Source organism: Ruegeria sp. CL5 (genome assembly GCF_056536485.1).
Window position 1 is genome coordinate 105,509 of record NZ_JBQFPS010000013.1, and the last position, 24,693, is coordinate 130,201.

Here is a 24,693-nt window from a genome sequence, read left to right on the forward strand (position 1 = left end):
GGTGATCACGAGTGGTTTTCAAGCGCCGAGATCGCCGCTCGCCTGTCCAAGTCGCGTCAGAGTTTGTCTATCCGCGCGGTGGTTGGACCCGTGCCTTTCACTATGTCAAACATCGGGTGCGCCGCCTGCCTGACACCCCTGAACGCATCGCGCGTGGCATCGGGGCAGGGGTTTTTGCCTCGTTTACACCATTTTATGGTTTGCATTTTCTTGTCGCCGCTGTGCTGGCTCGATTGCTCAATGGCAACATATTGGCTGCCCTCAGCGGAACATTCTTCGGCAATCCTCTGACCTATGTGCCGATCGGGGTGGTGAGCTTGCAAACCGGGCATTTCCTGTTGGGTACCCGATATCGTGAGCACGACACGCACGGGTTGATGGGGAAGTTCGCCGATGCAATGGGTGATCTCAAAGACAATTGCATTGCGATGTTCACCGGTCGCGAAGCTGACTGGCATGGGCTCAGCCGCTTCTATGACGATGTGTTCTTTCCATACATGGTTGGCGGTGTCATTCCGGGCATTGTGGCCGGTGTTGTCTGCGGCTATCTCAGCCTGCCGCTGATCCGCACATACCAGCAGCGCCGCCGCTCCCGGATCAAAGCAAAGTTTGAACAAATCAAACGTTTGGCACAGGCAGAGGCTGACGTTTCAGTGACAAACCCACTAGGCTCGTCTTCAGGGACAATGAAGGATTCGAAAGATGTCTGACAACCGTTTGCGTCTGGGCGTGAATATCGACCACGTAGCCACCGTGCGGAATGCGCGCGGCGGGGCCTATCCCGACCCACTACGCGCCGCCCGGATCGCGGAAGAGGCCGGGGCCGATGGCATCACAGCACATCTGCGAGAAGATCGCCGCCACATCTCGGATGCCGATATCGACGGGTTGATGGACATCTTGTCGGTACCGCTGAACTTCGAGATGGCCGCGACGGACGAGATGCAGAAAATCGCCCTGCGCCATAAGCCACACGCTGTCTGCATCGTTCCAGAAAAGCGCGAGGAACGCACAACCGAAGGCGGGCTCGAAGTTGCGCGCGAAGAAAACAAGCTGGCCCATTTCATTGCGCCGCTGCGCGATGCCGGTTGCCGCGTGTCAATTTTCATCGCCGCAGATCAGCGCCAGATCGACGCCGCCCATCGCATCGGGGCCGAGGTGATCGAGCTGCACACCGGCGCCTATTGCGATTTCCATGCCGAGGGCAAACCGGACGAATCCGCGCGCGAGCTCGAAGCCCTGCGCGAAATGTCCGCCTATGCCCATTCACTAGGCCTTGAGGTCCACGCAGGCCACGGCCTGACCTATGAAACCGTGCAACCCGTCGCCGCCTTCCCCGAAGTGCGCGAGCTGAATATCGGCCACTTCCTGATCGGCGAGTCCATCTTCCGCGGCCTTACACCAGCGGTCCACGAAATGCGCCGCCTGATGGACGAGGCGCGGGCATGATCACCCCTGGTTTTGTGGCGATCTGGATTGCCTGGCTGATGGCTGGGGGCTCTCCGGGCCCTGCCACGATGGGCATCGCGGGTACTGCGATGAATGAGGGCCGCACCGCAGGTCTGACCTTTGCGCTGGGTATCTGTGCGGGTTCTGCTGCGTGGGGGATTGCCGCAGCTTTGGGGTTGTCTGCGATCATGCTGGCCAATGTCTGGGTGTTTGAGGTGATCCGCTATATCGGCGTCGCTTATCTGGGCTGGCTGGCGTTCAAGGCCCTGCGCCGCGCGCTGTCCTCGGATGAGGTTGCTTTGGGCAACCCGGTCACCGGCACTCTGTCCACCATCTTCGCCAAAGGGGCGGCGATCCACTTGACCAATCCAAAGGCGATCCTGAGCTGGGGCTCGATCTACGCCATCGTCGCGCCCAACGATGCGAGCCTTGCTATGCTGCTGGGCTATTTCGCCATGCTCTATGCAGGGTCGCTGCTGATCTTCATCGGCTACGCTTTCCTGTTCTCCTCTGCACGCATGGTCAACGCCTATCGCCGCGCCCGCCGTTGGTTTGATTTCGCCTTCGCGGGCTTCTTTGGCGTCGCCAGCTACAAGATCCTCACGGTGCGCTTGTCATGACCTCTGGGGTGCAAGGATGATCCGACATTGCGTGATGCTGCGCCTCAGGCCCGATCATGACGCGGTAGAGCTTGCCGCAGTGATGGATGGGCTGAGCGCGGTCGCAGACCGCTTGCCGGGCTGCGGTGGCTTCATCCACGGCCCAAATCGCGACTTTGAGGCAAAATCCCCGGGCTATCCCTACGGCTTCACGCTGGATTTCGCGGCTGAGGTCGACCTGCGGCGTTATGCCAGTGACGAAACTCACCAGCAACTTGGCGCACGGCTTGTCGCGCTGTGCGTGGACGGGGCCGAGGGCGTCTTGGTGTTCGATCTGGAAATGCCTGACACGGTTGACCAATAGGAGACGAGGGACTGTCATGAAAGCAATCACCTATCGCAGATTCGGTGCGGCGGCGGATGTCCTTGAGTTGGTCGAGCTGCCCACGCCTGAGCCGGGCGCAGGCGACGTTCTGGTCCGAGTCCACGCCAGCGGCATCAACCCCTCAGATGTCAAGCTGCGCAGCGGCGCGCGTCCGGGCGCGGTGATGCAATACCCGCTGGTCGTCCCCCACTCGGACGGAGCCGGCGTGATTGAGGCCGTAGGCGAAGGGGTCGATCCCGCGCGCGTCGGCGAACGTGTCTGGATCTGGAACGGCCAATGGCAACGCGCCTTGGGCACCGGGGCCGAATACATCGCGCTGCCTGCCGATCAGGCTGTGTTTCTGCCCGACACCACCAGCTTTGCCGAAGGCGCGTGTTTTGGCATCCCTGCCATGACTGCGTGGTACGCGCTCTATTGCGACGGCTCCATCACCGACAAAACCGTGCTTGTCACCGGCGGAGCTGGCACGGTCGGGCGCTACGCCTGCCAGATGGCAGCGCTGGGCGGCGCGCGCGTTATCACCACCGTCAGTTCAGATGAAAAAGCGGCCCACTCCGGCGCGGCAGAGTGGGTCAACTACCGCACGCAGGATGTGGTTGAGGCGGTGATGGACATGACCAGCGGTGCAGGCGTAGACCGCATCGTCGAGGTCGATTTCGCCGCCAACCAGCCCGCTTCCCTTTCGATGATCCGCCCCGGCGGCACCATCGCCAGTTATGCCTCTGCCTCGCAAATGAAGCCGGAACTGGATTTCTACGGCTTCATGTTCAAGAACATCCGCCTGCATATGCTGATCGTCTACCAACTCGACCCCGCCGCCCGCCGTCGTGGCGAGACGCAGCTAGGCCAGTGGCTGGACCAAGGCGCACTGTCCCATGCCGTAGTCCGCGGTGGAGGCCTCAGCGAGGCCGCAAAATCACATGCTATGGTCGAGGCCGGGCAGAAGCTGGGTACTGTGGTGTTGGAGGTTTGACATGATCCTCGGAATCGGAACCGACCTCGCCAATATCGACCGTATCCAAGGCACACTTGACCGGTTCGGCGACCGATTCCGCAACCGCGTTTTCACTGAGACCGAGCAGCGCAAGGCCGAACGCCGCGCTGACACCGCTGGAACCTATGCCAAGCGCTGGGCCGCGAAAGAGGCGTGCTCGAAAGCCTTGGGCACCGGTCTACGCATGGGCATCGCGTGGAAGGACATGGCGGTGACCAACCTGCGCACAGGCCAACCCGTCATGCATGTCACCGGCTGGGCCGCCGAGCGCCTGAAAGAACTAACCCCCGAAGGGCATGAGGCCATCATTCACGTCACCCTTACCGATGATCACCCCTGGGCGCAGGCCTTTGTGGTGATCGAGGCTCGCCCGCTTCAAGAAGCGCCCGCGCAGCCTTGACTTGCCCCCACCTGACACGCATGTAGCACCCCAACCACGCATAGACTGGAGAGAGCAGTATGGCCGAGGAAGCCAAATCCGGAAACGCCGTTTGGGAGACGATCAAAACCATCGTCTACGCCCTGCTGATCGCGGGCGTTTTCCGCACGCTTTTCTTTCAGCCGTTCTGGATTCCCTCCGGTTCGATGAAGCAGACGTTGTTGATCGGAGACTTCCTCTTCGTCAACAAGATGGCTTACGGATACTCCTACGCTTCCTGCCCCAGCCTGATCATCCCCAGCGTCGGTCTAAACATTGATGCCGAAGATATCTGTGGCTGGATGCAGGGCGATGAAAACACTCGCATTCTGGGCAGTGAACCTGAGCGGGGTGATGTCATCGTCTTCCGCCATCCCATCACTGGCCGTGACTATATCAAACGCCTGATCGGCTTGCCGGGCGACCGCATCCAAATTCGTCAGGGCCAGATCATTCTGAATGACACGCCGGTGCCTCAGCAGCCTGACGGCGTGTTCACCGAGATCGCCGAACCGCAGGGCCCGCAAGGTCTGCGCCCGCGCTGTGAAAACGGCCCCGTGGGTATCGGTGGTTTGTGCGAAAAGTCTCGCCTGATCGAAACCCTGCCGAACGGCGTCTCCTATGATGTGCTGAATATCGGTAGTCAGGGTTCGGACAACACTGGCATCTACATTGTGCCTGAAGGCCACCTTTTCTTCATGGGCGACAACCGCGACAACTCGGCTGACAGCCGCCTGCCACAATCCGCAGGCGGCGTGGGTTTTGTACCTTTCGAAAACCTGATCGGACGCGCCGACCGGATCATGTTCTCGTCCGCAGGTCGCTCGATGCTGTTCTTCTGGACATGGCGCGGTGATCGCTTCTTCAAGGCGGTCAATTGAAGCTATCGGCCGAGATAAAGGCGTTCCAGAAACGCTTGGGGTATGAGTTTTCCGACCCCGAACTGTTGGTGCGCGCGTTGACCCACGGCTCAGTGTCTTCTGCCACGCGCCCCGACAACCAAAGGCTGGAATTTCTGGGCGACCGGGTGCTGGGTCTCGTCATGGCCACAGCACTGCTTGAGGCGGACAGAAAAGCCTCCGAAGGCCAGCTGGCTCCCCGGTTCAATGCGCTCGTGCGCAAAGAGGCCTGTGCTGATGTGGCCCGCCAGATCGATCTGGGGGCAGTCCTGAAATTGGGCCGGTCCGAGATGCTCTCCGGGGGCCGTCGCAAACAGGCCCTTCTGGGCGACGCGATGGAGGCGGTCATAGCTGCCATCTATCGCGACGCAGGGTTCGAGGCCGCCCGAGACGTGATCCTCGCCCTCTGGGGCGACCGCATCCACAAGGTCGAGGCTGACGCGCGCGACGCCAAAACCTCGTTGCAGGAATGGGCGCAGGCCCGCGGTCAGAAGCCGCCAGCTTACGTCGAAGTCAAACGCACTGGCCCCGACCACGCCCCGATCTTCACCATCGCCGCGCGACTGCAGGACGGGACCGAGGCACAAGCTACCGCTGGCTCCAAACGGCAGGCAGAACAGGCAGCGGCAAAGGCTCTGTTGGAACATTTGTCTTGATCCTCTGCGCGGCCAGATCATGAAGATCAGACCCGCCCAGAAAGCGGATGCTGCCAGCCTCGCGGCCCTGTCGATTGAGGTCTGGGTCGGAACCTACCTAAAGCGCGGCGTGAATTCCTTCTTTGCCGAATTCGCACTGTCCGAGTTCACGACCGCGCGGTTCGAAGCCTTGTTGCAGGACGGCCAAGACCTTTTGATGGTCTCTGAAAACGAAGAGGGGATCGACGGATACATTCGGCTGGCGGAAGATCGCATCGCACCTGTGGACGGGCTGTCCGACCTTGAGATAGTGACGTTTTACGTCCAGCCCCGCCATCAAGGAAAAGGCGTCGGCTCAGCGCTGCTGAACATCGCGATCGACTACACCCGTGAAAAAGGGCGTCAGTCGATTTGGCTGACGACCAATTCTGAGAACACGACCGCAATCGATTTCTATCTAGCCAAAGGGTTCCAGCAGGTCGGTGTCACGGATTTCCGTATCGGGGACCAAGCCTACCCGAACCATGTACTGGCGTTGAACACTTCGCCGTAAGATCAAACCACGCGAATGAACCCGGTCAGACCGGTTTTCTGATGTTCGATCACATGGCAATGAAACGCCCAATCGCCCGGATTATCCGCGACCAGGGCGATCTCGACCACCTCATCCTTTAACAGCAACATCGTGTCCGTCATCAACGGTGGCAGCTTGCGCAGGTTCGATTTGATAGGCATGAATGTCAGACCGTGCAGATGGATCGGATGCAGGTTGGGGGATTCATTCCGCAACCGCAGAACATAGCTTTTGCCCATCTGCAAAGTGGCCAGAGGCCCCAAATCCAGCGCCGCGTCGCCCGGCCACGGCATCCGGTTAATCGACCAGAAGTTATAACCCAAAGAGCCACAAAAGCCATTATTGGGTTCTCCGCCTTCTGGCGTCCAACCAAAGACAAACTCGTGCAACTCGGCCTTGCTCAGATCGGGCCGTGCAATGGGGTTCTTAGCCAGCGGTTTCAGTTCACGCATATCCCGCGCGACAGATACCCCAACCGCGCGTAACCCGGCCATCGCCCGCAAAGGCTGCCCCGGCAGCTTGGCCATCAGGTTCACGGTCTGCCCTTCAGCCCCGGGCATCTTCAACGCGAAATCGACACGCTGGCCGGGGCCAAGCAGCAACGGCTCCTCAACGCTGGGCAGCGGCACGTCTGCATCCACCGGATGCCCGTCCCATGCGATGATCCGGGCTTCGGCAGTATCGAGGTTCAGTTTGTAAATCCGGGTCGTATCGGTGTTGACCACGCGCAACCGCACCAGCCCTCCGGCGGCGTGATCATAGACCGGCGCTTGCAGCCAGTTCGCCGTGTGCTCATTGCCGAATGTGCCTGCGCGCGCGGCTCCGCGCTGCGTATAAGCGGGTAGGAACGCACCCGTGTCATCCAGCCTAAAATCGCGCAGATTGATCACCTGCTCGCTGTCGAAACCGGGGTCTTCAGCCTCGGCAATCACCATAATACCGGTCAACCCGTGGGCCATCTGCTCCATTGTCATGCAATGGGGATGGTACCAATAGGTCCCCGCATCCGGAGGTGTGAATTCATAGTCGAATGCCTCACCTTCCCCGATCGGCATCTGGGTCAGGTAAGGCACCCCATCCATCCCATTGGGAATGCGCAGCCCGTGCCAATGCATCGCTGTGTAATCGGACAGGGTATTGCGCACCTTCAGCCGCATCACCTCGCCTTGCTTGCCATACAGTACCGGAGGCGGCGCGTTTGGGGACAGGCTGACCATACCGTCCGTCACCTGATCGCGCAGGGCAAAACTTGCGGGCTGGATCACCAGCTCTTGCGGGTTTGATGCCAAAGCGAACCCACCTAGACCCAACGCACCTGCAGCAGCCCCGCTGCCTAAAAGAAACTCGCGACGTCTCATATCTTGCCTCACTGAAAGGATGAGCGCCTGGCTGGATTTGGCGTGGCACAGCGCATTGGTGCCACCCCAGACGCATGACCGCAATGCGACAAATCCCTCTGGCCCAGGCAAGCGTTCTGCTATAGGGGTGCGCACTTGCAAACAGGATCGCAGGACACATGAGCACACGCGCCGGATTTATCGCCCTGATCGGAGAGCCCAACGCAGGCAAATCCACCCTTCTGAACCGCATGGTCGGGGCCAAGGTCTCGATCGTGACGCATAAGGTGCAGACCACCCGCGCCCGCATTCGCGGCGTCGCGATGGAGGGCGATGCGCAACTGGTCTTTGTCGATACGCCGGGTTTGTTCAAGCCCCGCCGCCGCCTGGACCGCGCCATGGTCGCCGCCGCGTGGGGTGGTGCCGCCGATGCCGATGTGGTCGTGCTGATGGTCGAAGCACATCGTGGCATCACCGAAGGCGTCGAACGCATTCTCGAAGGGCTGGAAGAGATCGGGCAGGGCCGCACCATCGCACTGGCGATCAACAAGATCGACAAGGTGCCCTCCGAAAAGCTGTTGGCCCTGACCAGTGATCTGAACGCGCGCTATCCCTTTACCGAGACCTTCATGATCTCGGCCGAGAAAGGCCACGGTGTTGACGATCTGCGCAAATGGCTGGCCTCGAAACTGCCCGAAGGCCCGTGGCTCTACCCCGAAGACCAGATCGCTGATTTGCCCCTGCGCATGATCGCCGCTGAGATGACGCGCGAGAAACTGACCCTGCGCCTGCATCAGGAACTGCCCTATCAGCTGACCGTCGAGACCGAGAACTGGGAAGAGCGAAAGGATGGCTCGGCCAAGATTGATCAGGTCATCTATGTCATGCGCGACGGTCACAAAGGCATTGTGCTGGGCAAACGCGGTGAGACGATCAAGGCTGTCAGTCAGGCCGCACGGGCGGAACTAGAAGAATTCCTCGACCGAAAGATCCACCTGTTCCTACAGGTGAAGGTCCGGCCCAACTGGCTGGAAGAATCCGAGCGTTATTCGGAAATGGGTCTGGATTTCAAAGACGGTAACGGATGACCCGACTGACGGCGGAATTCTGGGTGCATGCCTATCTGGCGCGGCTGCGGTTTCAGGAAATACCAGCCTTTGTCGTGGCCCATGGTGACGACACCGCCGGCGCGGTGCTGGTCAAGCTGAATACGCTTGACGGGCAGGCCAACGCGTTTCAGCGCAGTTTTGATCTGATGAGCGGTGAGCGTAAATGGGTGGAACTCTCTTCCGGCCCCGAGGGCGACGTGGACAACGTCATCACCCGCCAACGCAGTTTTGACCCTGATCTCTGGGTAATCGAGGTTGAAGACCGGCAAGGCAGGCACTTACTGGGTGAAGAAGGTTTGGACTAGCGCGCCCAGCAATTGATCTTGGATGCCCGGCACAAAGCGACTATTTTGCTCTGAAACAGGCTGAACGAACGACCCGCCTATCGGGTGCCGCAGGAACAGGAGGGGAATCGAGTGGCTGAAACACTTGCCCAGAAACTGGAAAAGTCAAATCTCGGCCATTGGATGCAGCGGTTCGAGGGCTTTATGGTCTTCATCGGTGTGGTCGGCCCCTTCGCTACATTACCGCAACTGATCAAGCTTTATTTTACCCATTCCGAACACGCCACCGGCCAGTCGCTGCTCTCGTGGTCGCTTTATGCGGGGCTGTCGTTTTTGTGGTTCGCTTACGGGCTGGTGGTCGGCAAGCTGCCCATCTATGTGGGCAACGGCCTTTCCATGATCTTGAACCTGATGATGGTCATCGGCATCCTAATCCATGCCGGGGTCACATTCTAGCAACCCCGCCATGCAGTTGGCGACAACTTGATTAGTCTGCCTCACTAAAATAGACGAAGCTCATTTTGTTCCCATCCGGGTCGCGGGCATAGGCGCCGTAGAAGTTCGGTCCATATTGCGGGCGTTCACCCGGATCGCCCTCGTTAGTACCGCCATTGGCAATAGCGGCGGCGTGCACCTCACGTACTTCCGCTTCGCTTTGACATAACAGGCCAACCATGTTGCCGTTTCCCACAGTTGCAACCTCTTTGTCGAAGGGCGTTGCGACCCACATGCTGCCGCCACCGCGCAGCTCATAGCAAACTGCATGTGGCATGTATTCGGCGATTACTTTCCCACCTAACTGAGGGACAACCGCGTCGTAGTAGCTGCGTGCTTTGGCAACATCATTTGAGCCGATCATGACATAGTTCAGAGACATTTCTTAAATCCCAGTAATTAGAACATATAGCGAACATTAGTCTCTGAACCCACCTCACGCAACCGGTTTTTCCTACTGATCCGACCAGACTTATTTGTACTTTGAACCTGCAACGGCCATAAGATTTCCTGCAGGCATATCTGGTGACCTAACGAGGCCGAAATTGGATTGGCGTGATCACGGCATACTTCTGACCTCTCGCCGCCATGGTGAGACGGCGGCCATTATCGAGGTTTTTACCGAAACTCATGGCCGCCATGCAGGTATTGTGCGCGGGGGCACTAGCCGCAAGATCGCGCCGATCTTGCAACCGGGGGCGCAGTTGGACGTACTTTGGCGTGCGCGGCTTGAAGAGCATCTGGGCACTTTTCAGATCGAACCCCTGCGTTCCCGTGCCGCCGCTGCATTTTCAGGTCGGTTGGCACTGGCCGGACTGAACGCGGTGGTGGCGTTATTGTCCTTCTGCCTTCCCGAGCGCGAGCCACACCCCTCGATTTATAAGCAAACCGAACAGTTGATGGATTTGTTGGGACAGGATGAGGTTTGGCCACTTGCTTATTTGCGCTGGGAACTGGCGCTGCTGGAAGAGCTGGGCTTTGGCCTCGATCTGTCGACCTGTGCTGTGACCGGCGTGCATGAGGGGCTGATTTATGTCTCGCCCAAAACCGGTCGCGCGGTCAGTGCAGCGGGGGCAGGGGAGTGGGCCGATAAGCTGCTGCCGTTACCTCCCTGCCTGCGCGGCGAAGGCACGGCCTCGGATGCCGAGATTGCTGATGCCCTGCGCACAACAGGGTATTTTCTGGAGAACCATCTCGCCCCGTCGCTGGGCCACACCCCTCTGCCGGACGCACGAGCGCGGTTTGTGGGGCAGTTTACTCGGCGGCTTTGAATACCATCTCGTGCCCGTCCTCGTTGCGCAGGATCAGCACATCGCCGGATACCTCGGATTGTGTCATCGCCATCAGTGCAGCGAAGTAAAACCCTTCGGCCTCAAGCCCGGCACAGGCTGCGCGGGTGGCAGCCAGATCGGCGATCTCGAACCAAGGGTAGGGGGCATTCAGCTTGCCCGAATAAGTGTTGCAGGGGGCATTGCCTTCGATACGCCCCTCTTCGGGAAAGCGCAGCAATGCGCTGGCTTCGAACGGCTCTCCGTCAATTTCCTGCAGTGCCCATGTCTGATCCGCCGCGCCATAGGCGGCAACGGTTTCATCCTCGTCGCATTGAAACAAGGCCAGAGGCAGAAGCAGGGCCAGACGTAACATTGCAATATCCTATCAGTAGGGGTTCACGCCGCTGATTAATTCTTCGCGCACTTCAAGACGGGGCCGCCAGTTGTACTTGGTATCCTCGCGCACGGGCGCCCAGAACAACACCCCGCTGTTGCGCCACGGGTCGAGGATGATGCCCTCGTCCATGGGATTACCCTTGGCGCTGATCAGGGCCGAATGATGAATGATCCGAAACGCCGTCGGCGGGGAGGTAACCCAGTGCAAATCCAGCGTGCGGAAACTCTCTTGTTTTAGTCGCGTGGTCATGGCTTGCGCCCAGTCATTACATAGGCCCTTCTCACGAAACCCATTTATGACCTTTGCGTTGTGGATGATCGCCGGATCGGTGACGTTCCAGTCCTGCTTCAATTGGCTGGAATAGGCATAGGATATCTCGGCGGCGCGGCGGGCTTCGCGTGGATCAACCTCGGGACCAAGCTGCTGAATGGCCAGCGTCAGTTTGTCGACGTCATTCGAGCCCGTCGTTGTCGGGGCCGAGGCGCACCCGGCAAGGGCCAGGCAGGTGGCCAAAATTGAAATGATGATCTTCACGCTCGAGTCTCCTCTGGCCGACATAGGTGCCGGTTCCGTTCACCGCCCTTTAACTGATTCCGGCCCCCGATCCGAGGGGGAAGTTTTGCCCAGACGATCACAAAGCCAGGTAGTACAACTCGGAACATTTGCGCCTTGGCGCCTGTACAACACGGAAGATAAAGAAAACCCGGCACAAGGCCGGGTTAAGTTGGGGAAACCGCATCAAACCGGGCGTCAGCCCAGCAATCGACGCGCGATGACTTGCGCCTGTATTTCTGCGGCGCCTTCAAAGATATTTAGGATGCGTGCGTCACAAAGCACGCGGCTAATTTTATATTCCAGCGCGAAGCCGTTACCGCCGTGAATCTGCAACCCGTTATCCGCCGCAGCCCAGGCAACCCGGGCCCCCAGCAGTTTGGCCATCCCCGCCTCAAGGTCGCAGCGCTGACCGTGGTCTTTTTCCCATGCAGAGAAATAAGTGAGCTGCCGTGCGATCATGATCTCAACCGCCATCATCGCCAGCTTGCCCGAGACGCGGGGGAAGTTGATCAGCGCCTTGCCGAACTGCTTTCTATCTTGTGCGTATTGCATGGCGATGTCCAAAGCGCTCTGAGCGACGCCGATGGCGCGGGCGGCGGTCTGGATGCGGGCGCTCTCGAAGGTCTCCATCAACTGTTTGAAACCTTTGCCTTCTTCGCCACCTAACAGGTTCTCCCCCTTCACTTCAAAGCCGTCGAAGCCCAGCTCGTATTCTTTCATGCCACGATAGCCCAGCACTTCGATCTCGCCGCCTGTCATACCGGGTGTGGGGAAGGGGTTCTCATCGGTTCCGGGGGTCTTTTCAGCCAGAAACATGGACAGACCACGGTGATCGGAGCTATCAGGGTTGGTACGCGCCAGTAGGGTCATCACATGCGTGCGGGCGGCGTGGGTGATCCATGTTTTATTGCCTGTTATTTTATAGTTGCCATCTTCACCCTTAACGGCACGCGTGCGCAGGCTGCCCAGATCCGATCCTGTGTTGGGCTCAGTGAAAACGGCGGTCGGCAGGATCTCAGCACTGGCAAGTTTCGGCAGCCAGTTAGCTTTTTGCTCATCTGTGCCGCCCGCGATGATCAGTTCAGCCGCTATCTCGGACCGCGTGCCCAATGAGCCCACGCCGATATAACCGCGCGAAAGCTCTTCCGAGACCACGCACATCGACGCTTTGGACAGGCCGAAGCCGCCGAATTTCTCGGGGATGGTCAGGCCGAACACGCCCATTTCGGCCAGTTCTTCGATGATTTCAATTGGGATCAATTCGTCTTTCAGGTGCCATTCATGGGCGTTGGGCTCGACCTTTTCCTGCGCATAACGGCGGAACTGATCACGGATCATCTCCAACTCTTCGTCCAGACCCGAAGCGCCAAACATGGTTGCACCGGATTGATCCTGCATAAGCTCAACCAGACGCGTGCGCGCGGCCTGAGAATTGGCCTGCGCCATCAGGGTTTGCACTTCATGGCACTGGAACCCGGACAAGGCTTCCCAGCCAAGACCAAGGTCCTGCAAACGCACTACCTCACCCTGATTCATCGGAATGCCACCCGCGATCTGATGCAGGTATTCGCCAAAGGCGATCTGGTGCAGCAACTGCTCCATCTCGCTGAACTTACCTTCAGCTTGAAGTGCCTCGGCCCAGCGTTGCATCTGCTGCAAAGATTGCCGGTAAGTTGCCAGCCATGCCAAACCATGAGCGGCTGTCTGGTTTGCTTCGATCAACGCGCCCGAGATGCGGTCATCGCTAGTGACCATGGCACGCACCGATGCACGGGCCTCGTCGAACACAGTTTCGACCGCCGGTAAGGCCGCTGCAGTCAATGTCAGAAGATCAGGTAATACCGCTTGCTGCATCATGTTCGTCAAGTCCTGTCCATCATGGGCCATGAATCACGTCCTTTACTGGGTCGTCTGGTCATATCATGCTGCACATGCAGCGCAACAAAAATACGCAAATAGCACATAAAAAGTTCAATTATTACCATATCACTTTTGCAATGCAGAAAAATCTCGGCCTGATATGAAGGGCAGATGGATCTGTTTTCGCTCATTTCACCGCAGGAAATGTACCTAGCGTTGATCGTCGCTTTTGTGGCGGGGTGGGTCAAAGGCATGGTGGGATTTGCTATGCCAATGGTGCTGATATCCGGGCTGAGTATGATGCTGCCCCCCGAATTTGCGTTGGCAGGCCTAATCCTGCCGACCCTTGTTACTAATGGTGTACAGGCCTTGCGGGAAGGCGTGGCCGCCGCAGCGGTATCGGTTCGTAAATTCCGTGTATTTCTGGCAGTTGGGTTAGTCTGCCTGCTGGCGAGTGCTCAATTGATAAATATTTTGACACCTCAGGATTTCCTACTGGTGCTCGGCGTGCCGATAACCTTCTTTGCCCTGATTCAGATACTTGGGCTCAGACTAACGTTGAAGGCACCCTCTGTCGGGATCGAGGCGATGGTGGGCGCTGTAGCAGGGGCGGTCGGGGGTATCTCTGGCGTATGGGGGCCACCAACTGTGGCCTATTTGACGGCGTTGAATACACCCAAGAAAGATCAGATGCGTGTTCAGGGCGTGATTTATGGCCTAGGGGCAGTGGCCCTGGTGGCCGCGCATTTGGGCTCAGGTGTTCTGAGGGGTGAAACGGCATTGTTCTCTGCCATGCTGGTTCTTCCGGCCCTTGTAGGCATGCGAGGAGGTCTGTTCCTTCAGGACCGGATTGATCAGACCCAGTTTCGCAAACTTACACTGTTGGTTCTGTTGATCGCCGGATTGAATTTGCTCAGGCGCGGACTGTTGGGTTAACCACGCCTTTCAGCAAAACGGAACGCGAAATAGAGACCCAACATCAAAAAGAACAAGCCTGAGATGTCGCCAATCAGAAACGCGACGTATTCGGCAGTTGTACTGCCAAAGGCCGTGTTGGTCAGGATTGAAACCAAAACCGAAGTGACAATCCCAACTCCCATCACGCAGGGCCAGCAGGGATTGCGATCAGCGCGTGGAAAAAGATCCCATCCTACCGCTTTGCACGCGTAAAACACGGCGGGCACGATTGTTACAGCTATGGCAATTGCCAGCAATCTGCTGGGCAGGAAAACGTCCCACCCACCCACCATTGCAAAGACAACAAAGACGCCGGGCAAAAGTGCAAAAATTGCCCGCCACCCCAGTAACCATGCGGCCAGAACCCGCACGCCATGCGGCAGGAACAACAGGCTGGCGTGGCTGGGGTATGCGGGAAAAAATTCGTTCTGAAGCGGCATCAGAATCTCGAATGTAACGAGTGATGCGGCAACATAGGCCAAAGAGGCAAAGAAGGTGTTAGAGGCCCATCTGTTCACGGGATTAGCCGTTTTCAGATTTCAGGCAGCAATCACCTGGGTGCATGAACCAAATACCGTCCACGATTGGCACTTCCGCTTTGCGAAAGATAGCCCTTTTGAACCAAAGACTTGAGGGCGCGGAAAAAGGTCGGACGAGAAACGCTTTTGACCAGCGTATGCTCGATCAGGCCGAAGGTGCGCACTTCGGTATTGCTTTTCGACAACTCTTCCGCGGCATAATAGATGTCCCGCTCGACCGGGGACAATTCTTCTAGCCCCAAGGTGCGTTCCATGCTCTGCATCAGTTTGCGCAGTTCGGTGAGTTTTGAAATTTCAGTCATAACTTGCCTATTATCTACTACCGTGTCAGACCGAGGCACGTCGAAAGGCTAGGACCTTTGAAACACATCTATCCGACACCATCCCCATGTGGAAGTAATCGCCACTTTCAAGTGCGGCCCGAAGCGTGTTGAGAGTGGAATCGCCCGGGTCGCCCAACTGTCCAATTTCAATGGTCGCCGCTGCAGAAAACATCGGTACCATCTCTTCATCGGTATTTTGCGATAGCGCAGATGACGCGTTCTCGCAATGAACTTGTTTGTTAGATTGGGCTGCCGCTGCGTAATCCAAAGTGAAATGGGGGCGGCTAGGGCCCCCATTTCTAATCAGCCGATTGCAACGGCTTTGATATCTTCATCAATGAAGGGCAGATATTGTTCGAAATTTTCGGCAAACATCTGCACCAGCTTTTCCGCTTGCTTGTCGAACGCTTTCTGATCGTCCCAGGTGCGACGCGGGTCCAGTAGCACTTCGGGCACTCCCGGTACCGAGACAGGCACGTCAAATCCGAAATTGGCGTCTTTGCGGAACTCGGCGTCAGTCAGTGATCCTTCAAGTGCTGCCGTCAGCAGGGCGCGAGTGGCCTTGATCGGCATCCGACTGCCAACGCCATAGGCACCACCTGTCCAACCGGTGTTGACCAACCAGCAGGTTGCCCCGTGCTGGGCAATCTTGTCGCGCAGCAAGTTGCCATAGGCTTCGGGGCGGCGCGGCATGAAGGGCGCACCAAAGCAGGTAGAGAAGGTCGGCTGAGGCTCGGTGATGCCGCGCTCTGTTCCGGCCACCTTCGAGGTAAAGCCAGAAAGGAAGTGGTACATTGCCTGCGCAGGGGTCAGCCGAGCGATCGGTGGCAGAACACCAAACGCATCGCAGGTCAGCATGATGATGTTTTTGGGATGTCCACCTAGGGCGTTGCTGGAGGCGTTCGAAATGTACTCCAACGGATAAGCGCAGCGCATGTTTGCGGTCAAAGAATCGTCATTGAAATCGAGTTCTTTGGTCTCAGCATCGAAGACCATATTCTCGATCACGGTGCCGAATTTCGAGGTGGTCGCGTAGATTTCCGGCTCGGCCTCGGCGTTCAGGTTGATCGTCTTGGCATAGCAACCGCCTTCGAAGTTGAAAGTGCCTCGATCCGACCAGCCGTGTTCGTCATCGCCGATCAATGTGCGCGACGGGTCGGCGGAGAGGGTGGTTTTGCCGGTGCCGGACAGGCCGAAGAACACGGCGGTGTCGACCGGGTTGCCGACCGCATGGTTGGCCGAGCAGTGCATCGGCATCACGCCTTTTTCGGGCAGCATGTAGTTCAGTAGGGTGAAGACCGACTTCTTGTTCTCGCCAGCATATTCGGTGCCGCCGATCAGGATCAGCTTGCGATCGAAGTTCATCGCAATCACCGTCTCGCTGCGGCAGCTGTGCTTCGCCGGGTCGGCCTGAAAGCTGGGGCAATTGATGACAGTGAAATCGGCAATGAACTCATCCAGATCCTCGCGATCCGGGCGGCGCAGCAGGTGGCGGATGAACAGATTGTGCCAAGCCAACTCAGTGACCATACGCACATTGATCGAATAGCTGGGATCGGCACCGCCCACGAGGTCCTGCACAAAGTAATCGCGGCCTTTCATATGGGCCAGCATATCATCGTACAGCGCATCAAAGCCTTCGGGGCTCATCGCGGCATTGTTTTCCCACCAGATGCTGTCGGCGACGCTGTCGGTCTTGACGACGTGCTTGTCCTTTGGCGAGCGGCCAGTGAACTTGCCGGTGGTGACCAGAAATGCGCCGCCATTGCCAAGGGTGCCTTCGCCGCGCTTGAGCGCTTCTTCGATCAGCGCCGGTTCCATGAAGTTGTAATAGACATTGCCCAGACCCTCGATGCCCTGATCTTCGAGGCGGAATTGCGGGTTAACCCGTCCAGATGTCATGTGTGTCTTCTCCTTTGGCGGCGCGAGGGCCTAGGGCCGGGTGCGCCATTGGGGCGGATACCGGAAAAAGCCGGCGGTCAAGCGCCTCTTATCACGGTATTTTGGGACATGAACAGGAGGGTTGGCAGGAGTTAGCGCAACCAAGTTGAGGTTTAGCGCCATCACGATTTGTCTGCTGTAAATCAAGGCAGCTATTTGGGCGCAGCAAGGCAAATTTGCCGCATACCTGCCGCAAGAATGGCATGATTCGAGGTTACGAGTTGATTCGGTTGCTCAAAACCGCCAACAATGTCTTACAAAAAAGCGTATTATTGCGCGAGTGAGCAGGAATAGGGGTGAACCCGATGTCAAAGATTGCACTTGTGGATGACGACAGAAATATCCTGACGTCAGTATCCATGACCCTCGAAGCCGAAGGTTTTGAGGTCGAAACATATAATGATGGGCAGGCAGCGCTGGATGCGTTCAATAAGAAACTTCCGGATATGGCCGTTTTGGATATCAAGATGCCGCGGATGGACGGCATGGATCTGCTACAGAGGCTCAGGCAGAAAACGCAGATGCCGGTTATCTTCCTGACCTCAAAAGATGATGAAATCGACGAGGTTCTGGGCCTTCGGATGGGCGCAGATGACTATGTAAAGAAACCGTTCTCGCAACGCCTTCTGGTCGAGCGCATCCGGGCGCTGCTGCGTCGTCAGGAAGCGGTAGAAGGGGATGCAACCAGCGCTGCGACCGGGGACACAAAGGTAATGGAACGCGGTGAGCTGCGGATGGACCCGCTGCGCCATGCGGTAAGCTGGAAAGGCAATGATGTCTCTCTGACTGTAACCGAATTCCTGTTGCTGCAGGCACTGGCACAACGTCCGGGATTTGTAAAAAGCCGTGATCAGTTGATGGATGTCGCTTATGATGATCAGGTCTATGTGGATGACAGGACCATCGACAGCCATATCAAACGCCTGCGCAAGAAGATGCGGGCCGCTGATCCGGATTTTTCGGCGATCGAAACGCTGTATGGTATCGGATATCGTTACAACGAAGAATAGGCGCGGCCGTTTGTGAAGAAGGCGAAGGGGTCTCGTGCGCGATACTGAACAAGCCAACCAAGAACGCGACGCGGATGTCGTATTGGGGGATGACTGGGTCATTCCCCAAGATTCCGAGTCTGCGGAACTGCAAGCCAAGCGATCGCGGCGAAACCTGCTTACGTTGCGCTATTCGCCTCTGGCACGCAGGATCATTACGTTCAACCTGATCGCCCTGGTCATTCTGGTGGCGGGTTTGCTGTATCTGGACGACACGCGCAAAGAGCGTGTTCAGCAGACGGCGGTCGATTTGGTTGGGGATGCACAGCTCGTCAGCAACGTATTTGAAACCCAACTGCGACAACCTTCGGTAAATGGTGCCGCAACGCTGGACGTGCGAGATACCCTGTCCGGGCTTAGCCTTCCCGAGGGTGGTGAAGTTTTTGTATATGATAATACAGGGACTCTGATCGGTTGGACACGCGGGGTGTCGCCAGGTTCAGAACTGCCAAGCCTGCTGCAACAGGAAGCTGACACCGTCTCGGGCAGCACTTTGATCAGCGATGCGCTCAATGCGGTTTGGAATGGTTTGTCTGCCATTTTTAGCAGCAGGACAGATGTTGAAGCGCCAACACTGGCGCAACGTGTGCAACAATTGATCCCGCAGGCGTTGGATGGTCGCCTGCAAGTACAGGCCGTTCAGGACGACATGGGCAAGACGGTTATTGTGGCCGTGGCGCCAATTCTTGTCGAAGACGTACCGGTTGGTGCTGTCGCCATGGCAGGCCCTGCAGGTGAGATCGATGCGCTGGCCCGAAAAGAGCAAGAGCGCATCCTTCAGATGTTTGTCGTTGCATTGCTGGTCTCAATCGGTCTGAGCCTTGTTCTGGCGTCAACCATTGCGAACCCGCTGGCAGATCTGGCCGCCGCTGCTGAGATGGGCAAGGATCGGGGTGCGGGGGTAAATCCGGGCCGTATCCGTATCCCCGATCTCAGCGCCCGACCGGATGAGATTGGTCGCCTAAGCAAAGCTTTGCGCGGGATGGTCACCGCGCTTTACAACCGCATCGACGCAAATGAACAGTTTGCGGCGGATGTTGCTCATGAAATCAAAAACCCTCTCGCCAGTTTGCAATCTGCCGTCGGAACCATGCGCATGGTAAAACGTGATGACCAGCGCGAAAAATTGCTAGGTGTTATCGAACATGACGTGCGGCGACTGGACCGTCTTGTCAGTGACATCTCGAACGCGTCCCGGCTGGATGCGGAGCTAGTAAAAGAAGAAGAGCAGCCCTTTGATCTGCTCAATCTACTTGGCAATATCAGCCAATTTCTGGGTGAAGACGCACGTTCGAAGGGGATCGACTACATCACTGATTTTCCGGCAGGGCCCATCGTGGTCAACGGGCTCGAGGCGCGATTGGCACAGGTTTTTGTCAATCTGATCACCAACGCGATTTCCTTCTGCGAAGACAATGACGCCATTCGCGTCTGGGTCCGCCGTCGCGACAATCGTGTGCTGGTTGTCGTTGAAGATACCGGCCCGGGCATCCCTGATCAGGCTCTGACCAAGATATTCAAACGCTTTTATTCACAACGCCCCGAAGAGCATTTCGGCAACAACTCGGGCCTCGGCTTGGCAATTTCGAAGCAGATCGTCGAGGCGCATGGTGGAGTAATCTGGGCCGAAAACATTCGCCCGACCGAAGCCGATATCACTTCGGACCCGCTGGGCGCACGGTTTGTGGTCGGGCTTCCTGTCTAGACCATGAACGCGATCCCGCTCCAGGATATCGCAGATCAAAAGACGGCTTGCATTCACGCCACTTGCGTGGCGGTGCAAGGCGCTGGGGTGTTGATCGTTGGTGCTTCGGGTGCAGGAAAATCTGGGCTGGCGTTGCAGATGATGGCGCTGGGTGCTCAGCTGGTTGGAGATGACCGGGTCGATATGTTTGTGCAGAACGATCAGGTTGTGGCAAATGCAGTCGCGCCAATCAAAGGTTTGATTGAGGCGCGTGGTATTGGGTTGTTACGGGCCGCTAGCGTGGGCCCCGTCCCGTTGGCGTATATCGTGGATCTGGATCAAACAGTTTCGGTGCGTTTGCCCGAGCCTTTTGACGTTTGCGTGCTGAAGCGAACTGTTCCCTTGCTTCGGGGCGCTGGGGTGCCCAATTTGGCCGCAGGACTAATGCAACTTGTGAGAATGGGGCGCGTGGCCCCGGAATGGCCGAATTCATGACAGCACAAACGCGCGTCGTATTGGTTACGGGCCCCTCTGGGGCCGGGCGTTCGACCGCGATTCACGTACTAGAAGATCTTGGATTTGAGGCGATTGATAATCTACCAATGGGTTTGCTGGTTCGTCTGGTGGACAGCTCAGAGCCGACGCGCCCAATGGCCTTGGGTATCGATACGCGCAATCGTGATTTTTCGACCATCGGGTTCATCGAACTTGCCGCCAAACTGGGCAGGATGGAAGATGTCGACCTCACGATTCTCTATCTGGATTGCAGCGACGAAGTGCTGCTGCGCCGGTTCTCGGAAACACGCCGCCGCCACCCGGTCGCTGCGGATGCCAGTCCGGAAACGGGCATCCGGCAGGAAAAAGAACTGCTGGCCCCCATTCGCGAGGTTGCCGATACGCTGATCGATACCCGAACGCTGAATGTTCACCAGTTGCGCGAGGAAGTCGAGCGCTGGTTCGCCCCTAAGGGGGGGCGTCATCTGGCGGTTTCGATCGAATCCTTCTCGTACAAACGGGGTTTGCCGCGTGGTTTGGATATGGTGTTTGATTGCAGGTTTTTGACCAATCCCTATTGGCGGCCTGAACTGCGTGATGCCGATGGGCGAAATTCGGATGTGGCAGCCTATGTTCGGTCAGATCCGAACTTTGAGGCATTCTTTGATCGGGTTGTTGATCTGTTGATCGAATTGCTTCCCGCGTTCCGTGAAGAAGGTAAGGCGCACCTCTCGATCGCCTTCGGGTGCACCGGAGGGCAACATCGCTCGGTCGCTGTGGCCGAAGCGGTTGCAAAGGCCCTTGCGGAAGGGGGCCAGCAGGTGGCAATTAGGCACCGCGAAATGGAACGACGCGCATTGAATGTGAGGCCGAAGTGATCGGGATCGTAATTGTTGCACATGGCGGTTTGGCGCGCGAATATCTTGCGGCCACACAACATGTAGTTGGAAAACAGCCCGGGTTGGTGGCTATCCCGATCGAAGCTGATCATGATCGCGAGGCAAAACAAGCTGAGATATGTCGTGCTGCTGACAAGGTCGATATGGGCGATGGCGTTGTCGTTGTGACCGACCTGTATGGCGGCAGCCCCTCGAATCTCAGCTTACGTGCGTGTGCACCGCAGGATCGGCGAATCCTTTACGGAGCTAACCTACCGATGCTCATTAAACTGGCCAAAAGTCGCCATCTGCCGCTGGCCGAAGCCGTGCGTTTAGCACTGGAAGCTGGTCGAAAATACATCAATGCGCAAAATGTGACGCTGGATTGATACCGGATACAATCATATGACGACCAAGAGTTTGAAAATAATAAATGAAAAAGGCCTACATGCCCGCGCCTCAGCCAAGCTGGTTGAGGTGGTCGAAGGCTTTGACGCACGTGCCGAGGTGTCGCGCGACGGGCTTTCTGCCTCGGGTGACAGTATCATGGGCCTTTTGATGTTGGCAGCGTCGCGCGGAACTACTATTGACGTCGAGACGTCCGGCCCGGATGCTGAGGCGTTGGCAGAAGCGTTGGAAACCCTGGTGAACGACAAGTTCGGCGAAGGGTTCTGATAGCGTAACTGCGACGATATCAAGGACGGAAAGACCAGGCAATTGGCGGAAACCACGCACGAAACAAAGACCGGCCCAGTCGCAGATCAAGACACCGACCAGGGTGAAATCTACGACCGCAGAACGCTGACCTACGCCAACTCGTTTGACGATGCCTGGACGTCCACCGCCATTCGCGCGATCGAATGGTGTACCGGCAAGCTGACCATTCTGCGTATGGTCAACAAGTTCGAAAAGCAGAACGAACATTACCGGGGCCAGAAATTCTGGGGCGGTGCGCTCAAAATTATGGGCATCAACCTCACGACCCCCGCCGAACAGATCGCCCGTATCCCAAAAGGGGGTCCGGTTGTGGTTGTCGCCAACCACCCGCACGGCATGGTTGATGGCATGATCCTTGCCGAACTCATAGGTCAGGTTCGTAGTGATTATCGTATTCTGACCCGTTCGGTTCTGACCGGTTTGGATGAGGCAGCAACCTCGTTCATGATCCCGGTGCCGTTCCCGCACGACCCCGATGCGCAGGCCAAGATGCTTGAAATGCGCAGCAAGACGATGAAGCACCTGGCCGATGGCGGCGTAGTCGCTCTGTTCCCTTCAGGTGTTGTGATGTCATCGGATGATTGGTTCGGCCCTGCGATCGAGCGGGAGTGGAACGTCTTTACTGCCAAGATGATCCGCCGCTCGGGCGCAAAAGTGGTGCCGATCTTCTTCCCCGGCAGCAACTCTCGTTGGTACCAGATCGCCAATCGGCTTTCGCCTATACTTCGCCAAGGTCTTTTACTGCACGAAATTGTTCGCTCCTGTAACAAGCCGCAGTCTCCAGTTATAGGCGACCCGATTTCAGAAGAAGATATGGCGCTTTTGGAACGCGACCCGCGTGGTTTCATGGCTTGGCTCCGCGATCACACGCTTGCACTGGGCAAACACTGATCCGTCTCTTCATCTGGCCATAAATATCTCGGGAGTGAATTGAGCCGCAGGCTCAAGAGTTGGCTGGCCCTCTTATGCACTATCGCGTCGGAACCGGAACTTCACCGCGGTAATCGTAGAACCCTCGTTCGGTCTTGCGCCCCAGCCAACCAGCCTCGACATATTTCGTCAGCAGCGGGCATGGACGATACTTGGTATCAGCCAGACCATCGTGCAGCACATTCATGATCGCAAGACACGTATCTAGGCCAATGAAATCCGCGAGCTCCAGCGGCCCCATAGGGTGATTGGCGCCCAGCTTCATGGATTGGTCGATGGACTGAACGCTGCCGACGCCTTCATAAAGCGTGTAGACCGCCTCATTGATCATCGGCATCAGGATCCGATTGACGATAAAGGCCGGAAAATCCTCGGCGCTGGCTGAGGTCTTTCCCAATCGGTCCACAACAGCCTTGCAGGCGTTGAACGTTGCCTCATCCGTGGCAATACCCCGGATCAATTCGACCAATTGCATCACTGGCACCGGGTTCATGAAATGAAACCCCATGAAGCGTTCAGGCCGATCCGTACGGCTGGCCAACCGGGTGATGGAAATCGAAGATGTATTCGAGGTCAGTATTGTGTGAGGCTGCAAATGAGGCAGCAGATCCTCAAAGATCGCCTGCTTCACCGTTTCCCGCTCGGTTGCAGCTTCGATCACAAGGTCGGTCTGCCCCAGATCCGGTAGGTTTAGGGTCGTGGTGATCCGCCCCAAGGCGGCTTTTACCGCCTCGTCTGATATCTTGCCGCGCGACGCTTGCCGCACCAGATTAGTTTCGATTGTCGAGATTGCACCATCTAGGGCATCCTGGCTGATATCGTTCAGAAGAACATCATACTCTGCCAGCGCCATCACATGAGCGATCCCATTGCCCATTTGTCCAGCGCCGATCACTCCGACTGATTTTACGTCCATATTCTGATGTCCTTGTTCGCAGGATACGGGCGACATTATCGGCACTTCGGCGCGGGCGGCAAGGGGATCGGCCCGATCAAATTCGCTTCAAATGCGCGCATTAGGATTTTCGCAAGACTTGCGGCGGCAAAATGGCAGTTGGGTGAAAATTTGGGTGAGTGTGATGAGCTATCAATCAATCAACGCGGATGGTTCCGTTGAAACATCGTGCACCTATGGGACCTCGAAATTGCGATATAGAGGTCCGCAAAGAGCTTTGGAGAGGCCTTACGTGGCGTGCTTCGGGGGCGAGGAGACATTTGGTCGTTTTGTTGAGGCACCGTATCCCTCAATACTCGATCACCGCCTACAGCGCCGGTGTCTCAACTTTGGTAGTCTGTTTTGTGGCCTCGATTCGTTAACACGAGATGCCGGGCTGCTCGAACTCGCGAACCGGTCAGAGCTTTGTGTTTTGCAGTTGCCTGGTTTGCTGGGCCAGACCAACCGGTTCTATCGAGTTCATCCTCGTCGTAATGACCGTTTCGTTGCACCAACATCGGTATTGGTGGGGTTGTATCCCGAAATGGACTTCACCAATGTCCACTTTGTTCGTCATCTGTTGAGCCGTTTGAAGGCGCATACAGATGCGCGCTTTGAGATGGTTGAGCAAGAGCTGCGTAAAGGTTGGGTTGAAAGGCTCGGTACTTTTCTGCGCAAAGTTAAGCCTCCGGTTATGTTGCTCGAATTGAGAGCAGATCATCACGCGCTGGGCTCGGTATCGGATGATCCGGTTACGTTGGATAGATCGAGTGTCGAAGTGTTGGTGCCTCAAAGCGCAGGCCTCATTACTCTGCATGTGCAGGTATCAGGCGCATCCGATGAGCTTGAGGATATGTTATTTGGCACTCTGCAGCAGCCAATTGCTGAACATATGATCGGCCCTGCCACACATCGCAGAATCGCAGACGCTTTGACCCGTGCGATCAGAGACTTGGGTGTTTAGAGAAAAGGCCCGCCAATGGCG

The 24,693-nt window shown here is 57.2% G+C and carries 31 protein-coding genes; 22 read left to right on the forward strand and 9 right to left on the reverse strand.

Translation table 11 applies throughout. From position 1 onward, the window contains the following. Nucleotides 1–11 precede the first annotated feature (11 nt). Genes ACR0IU_RS19300 through ACR0IU_RS19340 form a run of 9 tightly spaced genes read left to right on the forward strand, consistent with a single transcriptional unit; the run spans nt 12 to nt 5,932 of the window. The gene (locus tag ACR0IU_RS19300; protein WP_010437684.1) at nt 12–710 is read left to right on the forward strand and encodes a DUF2062 domain-containing protein; all 699 of its coding nucleotides are present in this window, start codon (nt 12–14) and stop codon (nt 708–710) included. After that, nucleotides 703–1,449 (forward strand): pyridoxine 5'-phosphate synthase, encoded by a 747-nt coding sequence (locus ACR0IU_RS19305; protein ID WP_170543051.1) that lies wholly within the window; start codon nt 703–705, stop codon nt 1,447–1,449. The genes ACR0IU_RS19300 and ACR0IU_RS19305 overlap by 8 nt, the downstream gene beginning before the upstream one ends. After that, nucleotides 1,446–2,069 (forward strand): LysE family translocator, encoded by a 624-nt coding sequence (locus ACR0IU_RS19310; RefSeq protein WP_170771017.1) that lies wholly within the window; start codon nt 1,446–1,448, stop codon nt 2,067–2,069. Before ACR0IU_RS19305 ends, ACR0IU_RS19310 begins: the two co-directional genes overlap by 4 nt. A gap of 16 nt (nt 2,070–2,085) precedes the next feature. Beyond that, nucleotides 2,086–2,412 (forward strand): Dabb family protein, encoded by a 327-nt coding sequence (locus ACR0IU_RS19315; RefSeq protein WP_480717373.1) that lies wholly within the window; start codon nt 2,086–2,088, stop codon nt 2,410–2,412. A 16-nt stretch (nt 2,413–2,428) separates the two neighbouring features. Further along, complete coding sequence (locus ACR0IU_RS19320) at nt 2,429–3,406, forward strand: NADPH:quinone reductase (RefSeq protein WP_480717374.1); 978 nt, start codon at nt 2,429–2,431, stop codon at nt 3,404–3,406. A gap of 1 nt (nt 3,407) precedes the next feature. Further along, a complete protein-coding gene (gene acpS / locus ACR0IU_RS19325) occupies nt 3,408–3,827 on the forward strand; it encodes a holo-ACP synthase (RefSeq protein WP_170771011.1) in 420 nt (139 codons plus the stop codon). Nucleotides 3,828–3,886: 59 nt separating this feature from the next. After that, the gene (lepB, locus tag ACR0IU_RS19330; protein WP_480717375.1) at nt 3,887–4,726 is read left to right on the forward strand and encodes a signal peptidase I; all 840 of its coding nucleotides are present in this window, start codon (nt 3,887–3,889) and stop codon (nt 4,724–4,726) included. After that, a complete protein-coding gene (rnc, locus tag ACR0IU_RS19335) occupies nt 4,723–5,400 on the forward strand; it encodes a ribonuclease III (RefSeq protein WP_170771009.1) in 678 nt (225 codons plus the stop codon). Before lepB ends, rnc begins: the two co-directional genes overlap by 4 nt. Before the next feature lie 19 nt (nt 5,401–5,419). After that, the gene (locus ACR0IU_RS19340) at nt 5,420–5,932 is read left to right on the forward strand and encodes a GNAT family N-acetyltransferase (RefSeq protein WP_480717376.1); all 513 of its coding nucleotides are present in this window, start codon (nt 5,420–5,422) and stop codon (nt 5,930–5,932) included. A 2-nt stretch (nt 5,933–5,934) separates the two neighbouring features. Here the strand turns inward: ACR0IU_RS19340 and ACR0IU_RS19345 are convergent, their stop codons facing one another. Further along, a complete protein-coding gene (locus ACR0IU_RS19345; protein WP_480717377.1) occupies nt 5,935–7,311 on the reverse strand; it encodes a multicopper oxidase family protein in 1,377 nt (458 codons plus the stop codon). Between the two features lie 158 nt (nt 7,312–7,469). Here ACR0IU_RS19345 and era point away from each other — a divergent pair, with 158 nt between their 5' ends. The 3 genes from era (at nt 7,470) to ACR0IU_RS19360 (ending at nt 9,139) form a co-directional block, all read left to right on the forward strand. Then, on the forward strand, nt 7,470–8,378 hold the full coding sequence (gene era, locus ACR0IU_RS19350) for a GTPase Era (RefSeq protein WP_480717378.1): 909 nt from the start codon (nt 7,470–7,472) through the stop codon (nt 8,376–8,378). Beyond that, on the forward strand, nt 8,375–8,704 hold the full coding sequence (locus ACR0IU_RS19355) for a DUF1491 family protein (protein WP_480717379.1): 330 nt from the start codon (nt 8,375–8,377) through the stop codon (nt 8,702–8,704). Before era ends, ACR0IU_RS19355 begins: the two co-directional genes overlap by 4 nt. 111 nt (nt 8,705–8,815) lie before the next feature. Beyond that, nucleotides 8,816–9,139: a SemiSWEET transporter gene (locus ACR0IU_RS19360; RefSeq protein WP_170475855.1), complete on the forward strand. Its 324-nt coding sequence runs from the start codon at nt 8,816–8,818 to the stop codon at nt 9,137–9,139. Nucleotides 9,140–9,170: 31 nt separating this feature from the next. Here ACR0IU_RS19360 and ACR0IU_RS19365 read toward each other — a convergent pair whose 3' ends face one another. After that, complete coding sequence (locus ACR0IU_RS19365) at nt 9,171–9,560, reverse strand: VOC family protein (protein ID WP_010437704.1); 390 nt, start codon at nt 9,558–9,560, stop codon at nt 9,171–9,173. A gap of 163 nt (nt 9,561–9,723) precedes the next feature. On the opposite strand from ACR0IU_RS19365, the gene recO reads away from it, so the two are divergent. Further along, nucleotides 9,724–10,449, forward strand: a complete 726-nt coding sequence (recO, locus tag ACR0IU_RS19370) for a DNA repair protein RecO (protein ID WP_480717380.1) — start codon at nt 9,724–9,726, stop codon at nt 10,447–10,449. Here the strand turns inward: recO and ACR0IU_RS19375 are convergent. The 3 genes from ACR0IU_RS19375 to ACR0IU_RS19385 all read right to left on the reverse strand — a co-directional run bounded on the left by ACR0IU_RS19375 (nt 10,433) and on the right by ACR0IU_RS19385 (nt 13,288). Next, a complete protein-coding gene (locus ACR0IU_RS19375; RefSeq protein WP_480717381.1) occupies nt 10,433–10,822 on the reverse strand; it encodes an META domain-containing protein in 390 nt (129 codons plus the stop codon). The two genes, recO and ACR0IU_RS19375, sit on opposite strands and share 17 nt — an antisense overlap. A gap of 12 nt (nt 10,823–10,834) precedes the next feature. Continuing rightward, the gene (locus tag ACR0IU_RS19380; RefSeq protein ID WP_480717382.1) at nt 10,835–11,380 is read right to left on the reverse strand and encodes a hypothetical protein; all 546 of its coding nucleotides are present in this window, start codon (nt 11,378–11,380) and stop codon (nt 10,835–10,837) included. A 216-nt stretch (nt 11,381–11,596) separates the two neighbouring features. Next, nucleotides 11,597–13,288 carry an acyl-CoA dehydrogenase family protein gene (locus ACR0IU_RS19385; RefSeq protein WP_480717383.1) on the reverse strand — a complete coding sequence of 564 codons (1,692 nt, stop codon included), beginning with the start codon at nt 13,286–13,288 and terminating at the stop codon, nt 11,597–11,599. Nucleotides 13,289–13,432: 144 nt separating this feature from the next. On the opposite strand from ACR0IU_RS19385, the gene ACR0IU_RS19390 reads away from it, so the two are divergent. Further along, the gene (locus ACR0IU_RS19390) at nt 13,433–14,197 is read left to right on the forward strand and encodes a sulfite exporter TauE/SafE family protein (RefSeq protein WP_480717384.1); all 765 of its coding nucleotides are present in this window, start codon (nt 13,433–13,435) and stop codon (nt 14,195–14,197) included. On the opposite strand, the gene ACR0IU_RS19395 is transcribed toward ACR0IU_RS19390, so the two are convergent. The 3 genes from ACR0IU_RS19395 to ACR0IU_RS19405 form a co-directional block, all read right to left on the reverse strand. Then, nucleotides 14,194–14,736 carry a hypothetical protein gene (locus ACR0IU_RS19395; RefSeq protein ID WP_480717385.1) on the reverse strand — a complete coding sequence of 181 codons (543 nt, stop codon included), beginning with the start codon at nt 14,734–14,736 and terminating at the stop codon, nt 14,194–14,196. The two genes, ACR0IU_RS19390 and ACR0IU_RS19395, sit on opposite strands and share 4 nt — an antisense overlap. Nucleotides 14,737–14,768: 32 nt before the next feature. Then, nucleotides 14,769–15,059, reverse strand: coding sequence for a hypothetical protein (locus tag ACR0IU_RS19400; protein ID WP_010437712.1), 291 nt, complete (start codon nt 15,057–15,059; stop codon nt 14,769–14,771). A gap of 324 nt (nt 15,060–15,383) precedes the next feature. Next, entirely contained in the window at nt 15,384–16,982 is a 1,599-nt protein-coding gene (locus ACR0IU_RS19405; protein WP_480717386.1) for a phosphoenolpyruvate carboxykinase, read from the reverse strand. A gap of 344 nt (nt 16,983–17,326) precedes the next feature. Between ACR0IU_RS19405 and ACR0IU_RS19410 the strand changes: the two genes are divergently transcribed. From ACR0IU_RS19410 to ACR0IU_RS19440, 7 genes are read left to right on the forward strand one after another with little or no spacing between them, the layout of a single operon-like run. Further along, entirely contained in the window at nt 17,327–18,031 is a 705-nt protein-coding gene (locus ACR0IU_RS19410) for a response regulator (RefSeq protein ID WP_170475869.1), read from the forward strand. Between the two features lie 34 nt (nt 18,032–18,065). Next, nucleotides 18,066–19,775 carry an ATP-binding protein gene (locus ACR0IU_RS19415; protein WP_480717387.1) on the forward strand — a complete coding sequence of 570 codons (1,710 nt, stop codon included), beginning with the start codon at nt 18,066–18,068 and terminating at the stop codon, nt 19,773–19,775. Between the two features lie 3 nt (nt 19,776–19,778). Then, nucleotides 19,779–20,249 (forward strand): HPr kinase/phosphorylase, encoded by a 471-nt coding sequence (locus ACR0IU_RS19420; protein ID WP_480717388.1) that lies wholly within the window; start codon nt 19,779–19,781, stop codon nt 20,247–20,249. Continuing rightward, nucleotides 20,246–21,127 carry an RNase adapter RapZ gene (gene rapZ, locus ACR0IU_RS19425; RefSeq protein WP_480717389.1) on the forward strand — a complete coding sequence of 294 codons (882 nt, stop codon included), beginning with the start codon at nt 20,246–20,248 and terminating at the stop codon, nt 21,125–21,127. The genes ACR0IU_RS19420 and rapZ overlap by 4 nt, the downstream gene beginning before the upstream one ends. Next, entirely contained in the window at nt 21,124–21,516 is a 393-nt protein-coding gene (locus ACR0IU_RS19430) for a PTS sugar transporter subunit IIA (protein WP_010437720.1), read from the forward strand. The genes rapZ and ACR0IU_RS19430 overlap by 4 nt, the downstream gene beginning before the upstream one ends. A gap of 16 nt (nt 21,517–21,532) precedes the next feature. Beyond that, nucleotides 21,533–21,802 (forward strand): HPr family phosphocarrier protein, encoded by a 270-nt coding sequence (locus ACR0IU_RS19435; RefSeq protein WP_010437721.1) that lies wholly within the window; start codon nt 21,533–21,535, stop codon nt 21,800–21,802. Nucleotides 21,803–21,844: 42 nt separating this feature from the next. After that, nucleotides 21,845–22,735 carry a lysophospholipid acyltransferase family protein gene (locus ACR0IU_RS19440; RefSeq protein WP_480717390.1) on the forward strand — a complete coding sequence of 297 codons (891 nt, stop codon included), beginning with the start codon at nt 21,845–21,847 and terminating at the stop codon, nt 22,733–22,735. A 79-nt stretch (nt 22,736–22,814) separates the two neighbouring features. On the opposite strand, the gene ACR0IU_RS19445 is transcribed toward ACR0IU_RS19440, so the two are convergent. Continuing rightward, on the reverse strand, nt 22,815–23,690 hold the full coding sequence (locus tag ACR0IU_RS19445) for a 3-hydroxybutyryl-CoA dehydrogenase (protein ID WP_010437724.1): 876 nt from the start codon (nt 23,688–23,690) through the stop codon (nt 22,815–22,817). 163 nt (nt 23,691–23,853) lie between these two features. On the opposite strand from ACR0IU_RS19445, the gene ACR0IU_RS19450 reads away from it, so the two are divergent. Next, a complete protein-coding gene (locus ACR0IU_RS19450) occupies nt 23,854–24,672 on the forward strand; it encodes a DUF6473 family protein (protein ID WP_480717391.1) in 819 nt (272 codons plus the stop codon). The last annotated feature ends 21 nt before the right edge of the window (nt 24,673–24,693 follow it).